Origin of the sequence: Thiomicrorhabdus sp. ZW0627, from assembly GCF_029767005.1 — a bacterium.
Classification (GTDB): domain Bacteria; phylum Pseudomonadota; class Gammaproteobacteria; order Thiomicrospirales; family Thiomicrospiraceae; genus Thiomicrorhabdus.
In genome coordinates this window covers 98,476-112,239 of the sequence record NZ_JARUQR010000006.1, presented here as the reverse complement: position 1 = coordinate 112,239, position 13,764 = coordinate 98,476, and the positions used below count along the sequence as shown (strand labels likewise).

At 45.0% G+C, this 13,764-nt stretch carries 13 protein-coding genes; 9 read left to right on the top strand and 4 right to left on the bottom strand.

Annotation, left to right across the window (positions count from 1 at the left end; genetic code table 11):
- Window positions 1-35 precede the first annotated feature (35 nt).
- From QCB45_RS10850 to QCB45_RS10830, 5 genes are all read left to right on the top strand, one after another.
- Window positions 36-653 (top strand): NAD(P)H-dependent oxidoreductase, encoded by a 618-nt coding sequence (locus QCB45_RS10850; RefSeq protein WP_279421093.1) that lies wholly within the window; start codon window positions 36-38, stop codon window positions 651-653.
- A gap of 612 nt (window positions 654-1,265) precedes the next feature.
- Window positions 1,266-1,640, top strand: coding sequence for a hypothetical protein (locus tag QCB45_RS10845; RefSeq protein WP_279421030.1), 375 nt, complete (start codon window positions 1,266-1,268; stop codon window positions 1,638-1,640).
- A complete protein-coding gene (locus QCB45_RS10840) occupies window positions 1,633-2,982 on the top strand; it encodes a hypothetical protein (protein WP_279421028.1) in 1,350 nt (449 codons plus the stop codon). The genes QCB45_RS10845 and QCB45_RS10840 overlap by 8 nt, the downstream gene beginning before the upstream one ends.
- Before the next feature lie 19 nt (window positions 2,983-3,001).
- A complete protein-coding gene (locus tag QCB45_RS10835) occupies window positions 3,002-5,809 on the top strand; it encodes an EAL domain-containing protein (RefSeq protein ID WP_279421027.1) in 2,808 nt (935 codons plus the stop codon).
- A gap of 144 nt (window positions 5,810-5,953) precedes the next feature.
- Entirely contained in the window at window positions 5,954-6,553 is a 600-nt protein-coding gene (locus tag QCB45_RS10830; protein ID WP_279421026.1) for a hypothetical protein, read from the top strand.
- A gap of 21 nt (window positions 6,554-6,574) precedes the next feature.
- Here the strand turns inward: QCB45_RS10830 and ispB are convergent, their stop codons facing one another.
- Window positions 6,575-7,540, bottom strand: coding sequence for an octaprenyl diphosphate synthase (gene ispB / locus QCB45_RS10825; protein WP_279421025.1), 966 nt, complete (start codon window positions 7,538-7,540; stop codon window positions 6,575-6,577).
- A gap of 315 nt (window positions 7,541-7,855) precedes the next feature.
- Here ispB and rplU point away from each other — a divergent pair, with 315 nt between their 5' ends.
- From rplU to proB, 4 genes are all read left to right on the top strand, one after another.
- Window positions 7,856-8,170, top strand: coding sequence for a 50S ribosomal protein L21 (gene rplU, locus QCB45_RS10820; RefSeq protein ID WP_279421024.1), 315 nt, complete (start codon window positions 7,856-7,858; stop codon window positions 8,168-8,170).
- 67 nt (window positions 8,171-8,237) lie between these two features.
- On the top strand, window positions 8,238-8,495 hold the full coding sequence (rpmA, locus tag QCB45_RS10815) for a 50S ribosomal protein L27 (RefSeq protein WP_279421023.1): 258 nt from the start codon (window positions 8,238-8,240) through the stop codon (window positions 8,493-8,495).
- Window positions 8,496-8,651: 156 nt separating this feature from the next.
- A complete protein-coding gene (cgtA, locus tag QCB45_RS10810; RefSeq protein ID WP_279421022.1) occupies window positions 8,652-9,722 on the top strand; it encodes an Obg family GTPase CgtA in 1,071 nt (356 codons plus the stop codon).
- 24 nt (window positions 9,723-9,746) lie between these two features.
- Entirely contained in the window at window positions 9,747-10,871 is a 1,125-nt protein-coding gene (proB, locus tag QCB45_RS10805) for a glutamate 5-kinase (RefSeq protein WP_279421021.1), read from the top strand.
- A 94-nt stretch (window positions 10,872-10,965) separates the two neighbouring features.
- On the opposite strand, the gene pstB is transcribed toward proB, so the two are convergent.
- Genes pstB through pstC form a run of 3 tightly spaced genes read right to left on the bottom strand, consistent with a single transcriptional unit; the run spans window position 10,966 to window position 13,633 of the window.
- Entirely contained in the window at window positions 10,966-11,757 is a 792-nt protein-coding gene (pstB, locus tag QCB45_RS10800) for a phosphate ABC transporter ATP-binding protein PstB (RefSeq protein WP_279421020.1), read from the bottom strand.
- 17 nt (window positions 11,758-11,774) lie between these two features.
- Window positions 11,775-12,584: a phosphate ABC transporter permease PstA gene (pstA, locus tag QCB45_RS10795; protein WP_279421019.1), complete on the bottom strand. Its 810-nt coding sequence runs from the start codon at window positions 12,582-12,584 to the stop codon at window positions 11,775-11,777.
- Complete coding sequence (gene pstC / locus QCB45_RS10790; protein ID WP_279421018.1) at window positions 12,584-13,633, bottom strand: phosphate ABC transporter permease subunit PstC; 1,050 nt, start codon at window positions 13,631-13,633, stop codon at window positions 12,584-12,586. Before pstC ends, pstA begins: the two co-directional genes overlap by 1 nt.
- Between the last annotated feature and the right edge of the window lie 131 nt (window positions 13,634-13,764).

Below are 13,764 nucleotides of genomic sequence, written 5' to 3'. Positions count from 1 at the left end.
GTGGATAAATTTAAGAGGAAATAAAAGTGAATGTAATGGATGCATTGAATTGGCGTTACGCGGTGAGACAGTTTTCGCCCGAACGTCTTGATGAAGACAAGGTTATGGAGTTGCTTGGCGCAACGAGATTGAGTGCGACTTCGTATGGACTGCAACCCTATCGTATGATCCTGGTGGATGATATGAGTGTACGAAGATCACTGATTGAATACTCCTACGGACAGGAGAAAGTAGCCGACTGTTCGCACTTGATCGTGTTTGCCGTTCAGACTCGTGTCGGGGATGAAATGGTGGATCGATATATTCGCTCGGTCGCCCTGGCAAGGGAATTGTCGGTCGATGAACTGAAGGGCTTGGCCGAACATATGAAATCGGTTTTTTCCGGCATGACTTCTGAGCAGAAGCGGGAGTGGGCCCATCAGCAGGCTTACATTGCGCTCGGAACCATGCTTACTGTAGCGCCGACAATGGAGATCGATACTTGCCCAATGGGGGGGATCGAAGCAGATGGATACGATTCAATTCTAGGTTTGTCCGAAAAGGGATTGGAAACATCGGTGGTGTGCGCTTTGGGTGTGCGTCATCCGGAGGATGAAAATGCGTTATTAAAAAAGGTGCGTTATGACATGGCGGAAATGATGATGACTGTTTAATAGGAATCAAGTTGTTTCTGTAACCGGTTTTTATCGGTTCAAGTGGACGATTTGAAGATGGAAAAGGGGCGAATTGACGCCCTTTTTTTGTTTTCAGCATTTTAAAAAATTTGTTTTAGCCATTCTTGCCAGATTTTTTATGAGGATAAAAATCCTTCGATAACTTGTGGTTACTAGGACGGAGCCATAATTGGTAATGATTTATGTCATTGATTTTATAAAAAAATGAATTATTCGTAAAAACCATGTTAGAATAAGCACAATTACTCACCACGTTAGATTTATGACGGCATTTAATAGGATTATTAACTGCCGTTTTTTATGTTGTAAAAGCGTTATCAATAATGTGATTGGTATGAGATGGTGTGAAAAATCCCTGTGTTTTTTATGGATTTTAGATGTGCTGAATTGGACGATCTGAAGTTTATTAAGTTGATAACAATGGTGGATTAAATAGGTGTGTTTGGGATGAGGCCTTGCCTTTTCATTTAATAAATTAAGTCTTTTTAATTAGAGAGATTTTCAGTGTTGTATCTTCACTTTTCCTTACAACGAAATAGCTTATACGGCTGCTGCGTATTTGTGTGTTTCTTGTTTTTTTCATCGTTTTCTATGGCTCAAGCAAAAGTCATAGTGAATGAGACCGTGCCGGTTAAGGACGTTAATTCACTTTACCTTAAGCGTATTTATGCTATGCAGGTTAATAAGTGGCCGAATGGCCATCCAATTAAGGTGTTTATTTTGCCTTCCAGAAGTGAGTTGCATAAACAGTTTTCGGTTTCCAAGTTGGGAATTCAGAGTTATCAACTTGATCGCTTATGGAGTCGTTTGATTTTTACCGGAACGGGTAAGTCACCGGAAGTGGTTCAAACGCAAGGGGAAATGTTGATTAAGGTTAAGGATACAGAAGGGGCCATCGGTTATGTGGCAGAAGATTTTAAAGTTGACGGTGTACGGGTTTTGTCTGAGGGAGCAGGAAATGAATAAGTTAATTGTATTTATCTCAGGTTTGTTTTTACCGTTGTCTGTACTGGCTTTAGATGTGTCTGAAAATTCCGAAATCCATGGATTTGCAATGCAGTCATACGTATACAGCCCTGATAACCCGTATGCCGGAACAGCTTCAAGGGATGGATCGTTTGATTTCCGTGAAATTGGGCTTAACGGTTTTGTGGAACTTTCTCCGAGCTTGCGTGTTGCGGGACAGGTATTAAGCCGAAAAGTCGGTGAAGTTGACGATGGAGCACTGAGAGTCGATTTTTTGCTGTTGGACTACCAGTTTTATTCGTCACCGGAATCGATGTTTGGCGTTCGTTTAGGTAGAGTGAAAAATAATATTGGTTTTTATAATTCCAGTCGCGATGTTCCTTCTGCACGTCCAGGCACAAAGGTGCCGGAATCAGTGTATTTTGATTCTTTTCGTGATGCATTTTTGTCGGTCGACGGCATCAATCTCTATGGGGCGTTGGAGCTGGAAAGCGGATTCTTGTCTTGGGAGATATTCCGCGGAAATAAAAAGCTGGAAAACCCGAGCGTCGAGTATTACATGTTTGGCGGCGCTCCAGCTCAAGGAGGTATGAATGATATTGAGTTGTCCGGTTTAAGCCTCTCGTTTAGCCCGAATAAGATAAGCGGTTTAAGGTTGGCTGCAAGTGCGCTTCAAGCCTATGCGAAATTTGACGGTGCACAAAGTACTGATCAGGCACAAGCCACTCTGGAACAATCGGATGCGCTTCAGAATGCAGCAGTGCAAGCTGTAACACCGGTATCTTTGGGTGGGCTGGGTCTGAGTTACGGGAGCGCCTCATTTTTTAATTACTTGAGTCAGGCTTCGCAAGCTGAGATTGCTAATAATCCATCGAAATATGTTACCGGTCTGACGTTTAAAACACTTTATACTTTATGGTCTATTCAATATGGCTTTGATGATTGGTTGCTGACCGCTGAATATATGAGACTGTTTAACAGTCCGACCATTTCTATGGTTGGAACTAGTACCCAGCAAACCTTCGATACGGACGGGTTTTATCTGCAGGCAGAGTGGTTTGCCATGGATGATTTAAGCCTTTATGGTCGCTATGAAGAGATGTATCTCAATGCGGATGATCGAAATAGCGAGCAATTTAGCTTTGACTATAACCCAAGTCATGGATTTTCCAAGGGGTTGACCTTCGGTGCGAAGTGGCAATTGTCTTCGAATTGGATGTTGCTTGGCGAAATGAGCATTAATGACGGTACGGCCTGGTTACCTTCTTATCCAGGTATCGAACAGGAAGCCATCCGTAAGCATTGGAATACCTATTCGGTCGCCGTGAGCTTCCAGTTTTAATTAAAGGTTAGTGAATATCATGTTTGTTAGCCTTAAATGGAAGGCGCTGTTGTTTCTCAGTGTTACGTTGATTTCTATTACGCTCTTTTGGGTGGGACTCAACGTTTATGGTTTGATTAAGAGCTATAACGCAGAAGTCGAAACGCTTTCGCAAAAACATCAGGAAGCATTTGACCAGTTAATGAATGACAATTTTCTGAGACTGTCACAATTTGCTCAGCTAATATCAAGAGAAGAGGGGATTCGCGAATCTTCCCGTTTTCAAGGTGCCGGTCGCTTAAACCAATATTTACGCCAGCAATGGATTGAATTGAATATCAGTATTGGTTTGGATTATCTGGCTGTCTTTGATGCGGACGGAATTGAAAACGGCAGTGTTTATAACGAAAGAATGCTAAAAGATATCGGAAGACTGAACTCGGCTTTAGAGGATATTCGAGGCTCTTCTGCATTTCAGGGGCCAGAGTCATTTTTGTACTGCGAGGAAGGTTGCTTACAGTTTGTCGTGGAACCGATCATTTTTAATGATGGCTCTCAGGGCGCCATTGTGTTGGGTCAAAATATGTCGGATATGTTGGTTCGATATAAAAACCTGACCGGAAGTGATATTGCTGTGCTTTTGAAAAAAGAGATTGGGTCTCAAGATATTGAATCCGAGCGCTTTTTGCCTGAGTTAAACAGTGTTGCCTGGGCGGTTAGCAGTTACGCCGTTATGATGCCGGTTTTGAAGAATTGGAGTCATGATTATGACTTGGATTTGAACAATTTGCTGGGACTTCACAGTTATGCGGGTTCTCAGTATTTGTTCCAGTCTTTGGAAAAGATGCATTTACGTCCAATGGGGGATGATGTTGACTTTGTTGCGATTAGTGACAAGAGCAAGCAGTACGCTGCGCTTATGCAGTCAATTATTGGAGGTATGGTGACAGGCCTGTTGGCGTTGATCGTTTCAGAACTTTCATTGATCTTTTTGATGTTGGGTCCATTAAAGCGTTTGCTTGGTTTGACGAGTGCGTTAAATTTCTTGCCGCAACATGAATATAAAAAGGCGCGTATTGCGGTGTCTTCCGGCCGTAGTTATTTTACGGATGAGCTGAGCATGCTGGAAAGAAGCGTCTATTTTGTATCGCGTGAGCTTGAAGATCTTCATCGAGATGTTGAGAAGAAAAAACAGGAGTTGAATGAACAAATCAATATCTTGACGCGTTCAAGATCGTTTTTAGAGCGATTGATTAACAACTCACATTTATTCATTTTAACGCAGGATTTGAATCATCGAATCCTGTCCAGTAATACTCGTTTTGAAGATGTGTTCGGTGATGAGAAGAGAGGGTTTTTGGATGTTTTCTCCCACCGGCATTTTCAAGATGACTTTATTGATCTGGTGTCCGGCTTGGGTAGCACGACCGATGAGGCTGTAAAGCAAGAAACAGAGTTGTTAAGTATTAATGGTGATCCGATTGTAGTTGATTGGACGCATTCGTTAGTTGACGATGAGGTCGGTGGTAAGGTCATCCTTTCTATAGGGATGGATTTGACTAAGCGTAAAAAAGACGAGAAGGCTCTGGAATGGCTTGCCAATAACGATACTTTGACGAAGATTGGTAATCGTCGTGCGTTTCATCGAGATCTTGAATATGTGCTTGATGCAGGAATGGAAGGTGCCGTTGTTTTTATCGACGTTAACCGTTTTAAGCAGATTAATGACTTGTACGGGCATGCCGTTGGTGATCAGGTATTGATTCAGATTGCGGATACGCTTAAGGAAAATGTGCGTGCAAATGATTCGATCAGCCGGCTTGCGGGAGACGAATTCACGATTATTTTCCAAAAGATTGATCGGGCGAATTTGGAGATGATGTTAACCAAACTTGCTTCGGCTTTAAATGGTCGGGTAGTAACGGACGAAGGGCAGAAGATTGAATACAGCGTCAGCTTGGGTGCTTCTTTGATTCCTGAGCACGGTCATGATGAGCAAACTTTGGTTGTGAATGCTGACTTGGCCATGTATCAGGCCAAAAAGAAAGGGTTGAACCTCTGGCATATTTATACGCCGGATGACAATAATTTGTCCACGGTTCAAAAAGAGCATGATTTAACAGGGTTAATTAAAAAAGCGCTGACGGTTCCAGGGTTTTTCAATCTTGCCTATCAGCCGATTATGAATCTTGATGATTCTTCCGTAAGTCATTATGAAGTGTTGTTGCGTTTGACTGGATTTGACGGCAATCCTGTTTTTCCGGATGAGTTTATCCCGGCTGCCGAACGTATTGGTTTGATCAGGCAGATTGACAGTTGGGTGGTTCAGACTGCATTGAAGCGATTGTCGTATGAACAGTTGAAGGGACGAAAGATCTCTTTTTCGATTAATATCTCAACGGCAACCATTCAGTCGAAAGAGTTCCCTGAAATTCTTTGCTCAAGGATTGCGGAATTTGGTTTGAATCCTGAATCGGTGATTATTGAACTGACTGAGACGGCTTATATTGAAAACTTTGATTTGGCACTTAAGAATCTTAATTTGATTGCCAAGGCGGGAATTAAGATCGCTTTAGATGATTTCGGGGTTGGTTTCTTCTCTTTTAATTACCTTAAATTGGCACCGTTAAGTTACGTTAAGCTGGACGGATCTTATGTTAAGAATTTACGGGACAATAAACAGAATCAAATATTCTTGGAGTGTTTGTCTAGAATCGTTAACGGGTTTGGAATGCAAACCATTGCCGAATTTGTTGAGGATGAGTGGACGATCAATGAATTAAAGAGATTGGGTGTGGATTATGGGCAAGGTTATTACATTGGTAAACCGCTTCCCGAAGTCGTTTGATCATAAAATTAAGAAACTGAGAAGGCCTGCTTATAGCAGGCCTTTTTTGTTTTGTTTGTTCTTTTAGCGTGAAGGCAAATTTTTTTCACGTTTACTCTTCATGAATTAGGTTTTTGGTCGATACCTTGTTTAGAGGTATTCGCTATGAAAGAACGTAATTCTGTCAGTCCGTCGTTAAGATATTTTTTCAAACAGTTGGAAAGACGCTCTGGTACGCTTAAGCGGGAAGAGGAACGGAGGCAGCTTGCAGTCAAAGAAGTGCCGTTTGAAGAGGTGGAAATTTTCTTTAGACGAATTATGACGCAAAACATTTTCATTCATACGGTGGGCTTGAGTGGTCGTCCGGAATCGACGATTTTGTCAAAAGCTGTTTTTAGTATGGATAAGGTTGTGCGTATTTACTACAGTACAAGCTTTGATGAGCGAGACAGTGGATTTGTTCGAATCAAACCGCATAATGATTTGCAATTGATTATCGTGGAGCGGGTTCACGGCTATAATGCCAAGCCTGAGATTCTTTATCAGGCCTACGACGAATGTCACGTAATCCGTTTTATCATTCAATGGTTGGTACGACGTGTGGATTGGAGTAAAACCCATCTTCGCAATTTGGATCTTTACAAGCTGTATCAGGACCAGGAAAAGCAGGTGCTGGAGGCTAAGATCGCCGAACAGGAATCGATCAAGCTGGAAGAGCAGATGGCAAGCGCCATGAAGAAGTTGAAGGGCCGGGTTCGGACGTAATTACGGTAGCGGAGACGTCAGTTAGTGAGTTCGATTGACCGCTAAGTCCGCCAAAGAAAGCAATGCTTCTTTGATCGGACTGTTGTTTAAAACATCCAATGCTTGCTTGGCTTTTTCAGCTTCTGCTGCTGCAAGACGGGTGGTATATTCGATCGCGCCCGAGTGTTGAATGATTTCAGTCACCTCTTTAAGCAGTGCAATTCCTTCAGATTCGATTGCACGGCGGATAATATCTTTTTCGGCTTCATTGCCATTTTCCAAGACATAAATCAGGGGAAGTGTTGGTTTTCCTTCCGCCAAGTCATCGCCAATGTTTTTGCCCAGTTCGGTTTCGTCGGCCATGTAGTCGAGCGCGTCGTCTATGAGCTGGAATGCGGCGCCGATATGACGTCCGTAAAGCACAAACGCTTCTTCCAGTTCCGGTTTTTCTGCCAGTATTGGTCCCATTTGGGTGGCGGCTTCAAATAGCTTGGCCGTTTTACGGTGAATGACTTCCAAATACCGTTCTTGAGTCGTGTCGGCATCGTGACAGTTTAGTAGTTGTAGAACTTCTCCTGCGGCAATGACGTTGGTCGCTTCCGACATGACTTCCATAATTTTCATGATGCCAGGTTCTACCATCATTTCAAACGAGCGCGAATACAAAAAGTCTCCGACAAGAACGCTGGCAGCATTGCCCCATACTTCATTGGCGGTTTTGTTGCCGCGGCGCGTATCGGATTCATCTACGACATCGTCGTGAAGCAGGGTTGACGTGTGAATGAATTCAATGACCGCTGCCATGAGACGGTGGTCGGTGCCTTCGTAACCACAAGCTTTCGCGCTGAGTAAAACAAGTAGGGGGCGCAGGCGTTTGCCGCCGCTGTTGACGATGTAGTGGCCGATCTGGTTGATCAAAACGACGTCTGAAGCTAGGCGTTCCAGAATCAAGGCATCGGTTGCCTGAATGTCATCTTGAATGAGTTTTTGGATATCTGATAATGTCATAATGAGTCGGCCGCTTCGTTGGTTTTACCAATGAATAGAAAGCCGATATTCTAGTATGATTTACGCAGCGATGCCAATATAATTACAGGCTTTTAAAGCGTTCAGAATCAGAATTCTGGCCTGTACTTGCGACAAGTTCTTCTCGGTCGTACTGTGCAGGAGAGTAGCTGTTTCAGGGCTCGCTAATAGGACGGGGTATTTTTATCGAATATTTTGATAAATAACTTTGACCTGTGTTTTAAAAAGCTATATAATTCCGCCTTTGCCGAAGTTGTCGGCTATTGAAAAAGAATTTTTGAATCCGGGAGAAGTTCCATGTACGCGGTAATTAAAACCGGTGGTAAGCAATATCGAGTTCGTGAAGGTCAAGTACTACGCATTGAGTCTTTGAATGCAGAAGCGGGTGATGCGGTTGAATTTGACGAAGTATTGATGGTTGGTGAAGGCGCTGATATCAAAGTTGGTACGCCTGTTGTTGAAGGTGCGAAAGTAACAGCGACTGTTGAATCAAACGGTCGTGGTAAAAAAGTTACCATCATCAAGTTCCGCCGTCGTAAGAACCGATCTAAGACGAAGCAAGGCCACCGTCAAAACTATACTGAAGTTAAAATCGGTAAGATTTCAGCTTAATAATGTGAATCTAAAACAGGGGTTACTTCTGAGTAGGGGGTAACACTGTTAACAGAAGGATAATACCATGGCTCATAAGAAGGCTGCAGGTAGTACTAAAAACGGTCGCGACTCCAACGCCAAACGCTTAGGTGTAAAGCGTTTTGGTGGTGAAGTAGTTTCAGCGGGTAGCATTATCGTTCGTCAGCGTGGTACAAAGTTCCACGCAGGTGTGAATGTTGGTCGCGGTAAGGATGATACTTTATTTGCAAAAGCGGACGGTCAAGTTGCTTTTGTTTCTAAAGGTAAGCCAGTACGTACCTATGTAACAATTGTTGCAGAATAAGTTTTAATACTTTTTCTCATAATTGATTGTGAAACGCCCCGCTTTGTCGGGGCGTTTTTTGTTTCAGTCCGTTGAATTAATTGACGGTTTATTTTTGGCTAATGATAAAATTGCCGATAATTTATTTACGTATCCATTGAATCAGAAGGATGACCCATGCAGTTTGTAGATGAAGCTCCTATTCACGTTGAAGCAGGACGAGGCGGTAACGGCGTCGTGAGTTTTCGTCGCGAGAAATACATTCCGTTTGGTGGGCCGAATGGTGGTGATGGTGGTGACGGTGGCAGCGTTTACCTGTTGGCCGACCGTAACCTGAATACATTGGTCGATTTCCGTTACACGAAAAACTATCGGGCGCAGAACGGTCAGGGTGGAATGGGGCAGCAGAAGACCGGAGCCGCTGGTGAGGACTTAATTATCCCCGTGCCGGTTGGAACCACTGTTATGGATATGGATACCCGGGAGACCATCGGTGACTTAACTGAACACGGCCAGAAATTGCTTGTGGCTCAAGGCGGCCGTCACGGTTTGGGTAACATCCACTTCAAGAGCAGTCGCAACCGTACTCCGAGACAGTGTACGCCCGGAGAAGACGGAGAGGAACGCAATCTGCAGCTTGAATTGAAAGTGCTGGCGGATGTCGGTTTGTTGGGGATGCCGAATGCCGGTAAGTCCAGCCTGATTACTGCTGTTTCCGCAGCTCGTCCCAAGGTGGCCAATTATCCGTTTACGACGCTTTATCCGAATCTGGGGGTGGTGAGAGTTTCCGCTGAATCGAGTTTTGTGATTGCGGATATTCCGGGGCTGATCGAGGGGGCGGCGGAAGGTGCCGGTCTGGGTATTCAGTTCCTGAAACATTTGTCACGTACCGGTTTGTTGTTGCATGTCGTGGACATTGCTCCAATGGATGAATCTGATCCTGTGGAAAATATTAAGGTGATTCAACAGGAACTTGAAAAGTACAGTGATGAATTGGCTGGTAAAGAGCGTTGGTTGGTGTTGAACAAGGCCGATTTGTTGCTCGAGGACGAAGTCGCTGAGTTGCGTGATCGCATTGTTGCCGAAACAGATTGGCAAGGCCCGGTTTACGTCATATCGGCTGTTCAGAGACAAGGTACCACCGAATTGGTCAACGACATCGCTCATAAGTTGGAGCAGAACCGTTTGGAAGACCGCGAGGAAGAAGTTCCGATGCGTACTTCGGTCGAGGAAGATTTTGAATTTTAACAGGTCTGTTTAGAGTTGAAGTGAATGGAACGTTCTAAATTAAGTCAGAGTAAACGCTGGGTTATCAAAATTGGTAGTGCGTTGTTGACCAATGACGGTCAGGGATTGAATCTACCTGCGTTGCAGAAGTGGGTAAAGCAGATGGTTGCTTTGCGCGATCAGGGTATTGAAGTGGTGATTGTTTCTTCCGGTTCGGTTGCGGAAGGGATGCAGCGTTTAGGTTGGCAGACCCGTCCGTCAGCGCTGCATGAGCTGCAAGCCGCCGCCGCTGTCGGTCAGATGGGCTTGGTGCAGGCCTATGAATCTGAGTTCGCAAAGTATGACATTCATACCGCGCAGATTCTGATGACGCACGATGATCTTTCCAGCCGTAAGCGCTATTTGAATATCAAAAGCACCGTACAGACTCTACTTTCTTATGGAGTGATTCCGGTTATCAACGAAAACGATACGGTCGTGACCGATGAGATCTGCTTTGGAGATAACGATACTTTAGCGGCGCTGACAGCCAACCTGATTGGTGCCGATGTGCTTGTGATCATGACGGATCAGCAGGGGCTTTATGACGACAATCCACGCGAAAACCCGAATGCAAAACTGATCAGCCAAGCTCAGGTGAGCCGTAAGGATATCGAGGAGATGGCCAGTCCGACAGGTGGTGCGCTTGGTAAAGGCGGTATGTATACCAAAGTTATGGCCGCCAAGCGTGCAGCTCGTTCCGGTACGGCGACGTTGATTGCGTCCGGAAGAGAGCCGGATGTGTTGCCTCGCCTGTTGTCCGGCGAAGATCTGGGAACTTTGTTGGTTCCGGATCTGGAGCCCTTGACCGCCCGTCAGCAATGGTTGGCGGGGCATTTACAGGCAAAAGGAAAGGTCATTCTGGATGACGGCGCGGTGCAGGTGTTGAAAAATTCGGGTAAAAGCCTGTTGCCGATCGGCGTCAAGGCGGTAGATGGTGATTTCCAGCGAGGAGAGATGGTGGTTTGTGTCGATGAGAGAGGTGCGGAGATCGCTCGCGGTCTGGCAAATTATTCAGCGGTGGAAAGCCAGAAGATTATCGGCAAGCCAAGTCAGCAAATTGAATCGATTCTAGGATTTATCGCGGATGAGTCGATTATCCATCGAGATAATTTGGTACTGACAAAGTAAATGGTCGTTCCTCCAATCTCGCCACACAAGTGGTTGAGATTGGCTCCAATGTATTACCCCTCTTCTTTTTTCATTTCTCTTTGCGGGCTACCTTTTAACCAAATTTTCCGGTGATATAACGATCGGTCTGTTCTTTTTCCGGATTAAGAAAAATTGTATCTGTTTCATTGAATTCGACTAAATCGCCTAGATACATGAACCCGGTGTAATCCGAAATTCGAGATGCCTGTAGCATGTTATGTGTGACGATAGCAATGCTGTAGTGCTCTTTGAGTTGTAGAATCATCTCCTCAATCGCACCTGTCGAAATCGGATCAAGTGCCGAGGTGGGTTCATCCAAAAGCATCAGTTCGGGCTTGAGGGCAACAACCCTGGCAATGCACAGGCGTTGTTGTTGCCCGCCCGAAAGTCTTCGTGCATCTTGATGAAGTCGGTCTTTGACTTCATCCCAAAGTGCGGCTTCGCGAAGTGAGCTTTCGACAATCTCTTCGATGTTATATCGGCTTTTGATACCGGAAATTCTCAAGCCATAAGCGATATTTTCATAGATGCTCATTGGAAACGGCGTGGGCTTTTGAAAAATCATTCCGACCTTTTGACGAAGCTTGATGAAACCGTTCTCTTTCTGGATATCCAGTATATTGGACGCGGTGCCGTCCTCCGCTTTGAGTTTGATCTGTCCTTGATACTGGCAACCTTTATAGATGTCGTGGATGCGGTTCATTGAGCGCAACAATGTGGATTTACCGCAGCCACTCGGTCCGATCAATGCCGTAATGTGATTTTCTCGGATAGGTAAGGTTACATTTCTTAATGCCGGATTCTGGGATTTCGGATATGTGAAACTGAAATCTTGAATTTCCATAATGTTGTTAAAGTCTTTCATGTTGAGTGCCTATCTGTTTAATGATGTTTTTCACGAATGACAAAGCGGCCTAGCAGGTTCAGTAATAGCACAGCAAAGGTCAATACGAGCGCAGCGGCCCAAGCCAGTTGCACCATCTTTTCATCTGGCATGGTGGCCAGATTGTAGATGGATACGGTGATGGATGGGAAAGTCTCGCTCAAGTCGTGCGACCAGTAAACGCTTGATCCGCTGGTGTAGAGCAGTGGGGCGGTCTCGCCTACCACGCGAGCAAAAGCCAGAATCAAACCGGTGACAATGCCGACTTTCGCCGCGCGTAAAATGATATGGGTGATGACATGGTACTTAGGTGCGCCGATCGCAATACCGGCTTCGCGTAATTCTGTAGGAACCAAGCTCAGCATATCGTCGGTAGCACGCACGACAATCGGCAGCATCATGATAAATAGGGCGAAGATGCCTGCCCAGCCCGAGGTATGTCCGGTCGGTATGACAATAATGGCGTATACAAATGTACCGATTACAATCGATGGCGCTGAAATCATGATGTCGGAAAGGTCTCTGATGAATTCGGCGTATTTGGTGCCGTTGCCATATTCTTGCAGATAAATCCCCGCCATAATACCGATCGGTATGCCAAAAACAGTGGCGATTCCAGCAAGCATGAATTGGCCGACCAACAGGTTTCGTATCCCGTTGTTAATCAGGTCATTCGTAAAGATATATGGCGACAGCGCTTCGGTGCCTTTAATGATCAAGGTGGTCAAAATCCAACCGAGAAAAACTAAGCCGACCAGTGCCGCTAGCGAACATAAACCCAGAACGATTTTATTGATAAGAAGGCGCATTAGATTTTCTCTCTTCTTAAGAAGTAATGTTTTGCAGTGAAGATGATGATGAAGCTGACAACAAACAGAATGAGCGATAAATAAAACAGCGAGGATAAACTTATGCCGCTGGATTCAGAGAAATTGTTGGCCAGTACCACAGGGATCGAATTGGTTGGGGCTGTGATCGAGTCGGCATAGGCAAAAACGCCGCCAATTACAAAAGCTACCGCCATGGTTTCCCCTAAGGCTCTACCCAGTGAGATGATGATAGAACCGATAATTCCAGCTTTGGCATAAGGGAAGATGATGTCTTTTATTACTTCAAACTTAGTCGCTCCAACCGCGTAGGCCGCCTCTTTTAATACGTCAGGCGTGGTGTTGATGGCGTCACGGCTTAAAGCCGCCATAAATGGGATGATCATCACGCCCAGCACCAGGCCGGCAATCAACAAAGAAACGGAATGTCCGCCAAGCAGCGAGGCGATAAAAGGCCCAAAGTAGAAAAGCCCCCACATGCCGTAAATGATACTTGGAATTGCGGCCAGTAACTCAATGGCAATGCCAACCGGTTTGGCTACCGCCGGACCGGCAATTTCTGATAGAAATATCGCGATCCCCATCGCTAGGGGAATGGCGAACAGTAGGGCGATAATGGTCGAGAACACGGTTCCCACGATCGCTATGGCACCGCCATAAACTTCTGTGGTGGCTGCGATGTCTTCGTCGCCTCCCATGTTGATGTCATCTTCCCCTCCGACATTAATGTCTTCATCGCCAATGTTGATATCTTCGTCACCGACATTGATACCATTGTCCAGCTCCATGTCTTCTGTTGAGGCTGTTGACGACGGCGAATCAGAGGTCTCGTTTTGTTCGGTAGAGTTGGGGTTTGTTGTTGTGGATTCAGTCGGGACGTCCACAGCCCATCGAGAATCGATCATGAAATAGGCGCCAAACTCTTCAATAGCAGGTTTCGCTGCAATATAGAGGGTAACCATTGTGCCGATAAGAACGAGAAAAACCAGACTGGCACTGATTTGGGATAGCCTCGCAAAGATTTTTTCCATTGTTAGAATACTTATTTGTTGTTATGAAAAAGCCCTTAGATTAAAACGCTTATAAAAAAGTAACAGTCTGTCTTTTATAAGAGTTTTAAGCCCGGCACCTAATTTCTAATAGATGCCAGGTGATAATCCTT